Here is a 418-nt window from a genome sequence, read left to right on the forward strand (position 1 = left end):
GCACGCGACTACCACCCTCATCTTACTTTGGGCTTTTATAAACAGTCGTACTCACTCAGCACCTTACAGCGCCACTTATCAGGCTATACACAGCCAGTCCTCCCAAGTCTAAGCGTACAAAGCCTATGCTACTGCACCTATCAGACCAAAGAAATCCAGGGAAACATCACAATAAGACACAAGCTCCCGCTTTCATAACGCAATAACACTCTCAGTTAACGCTGATAGCTCAAGAAAACCGATCTATCCCTAAGAATTATTCCTCCATTTTTACGGCGAAAATGCACAGTTATGCTATTTTTAAGGAGGGGCAAGCTTTAACGAAGCAATTATCGACGTCAGCACACTCCTGACACATATCAGTCAATTGCCTAGCCCCTAACCTCATTGAATAGCACTGGGCATATACTGACGTGGC

1 protein-coding gene is annotated in these 418 nt (G+C 45.0%); it reads left to right on the top strand.

What is annotated here, in order from left to right; genetic code table 11:
- Positions 1-198, top strand: a 198-nt coding sequence (locus A3763_RS29455) for a hypothetical protein (protein WP_231872113.1), incomplete at its 5' end; no start/stop codon positions are given.
- Positions 199-418 lie beyond the last annotated feature (220 nt).

It is taken from the genome of Oleiphilus sp. HI0128 (assembly GCF_001635365.1).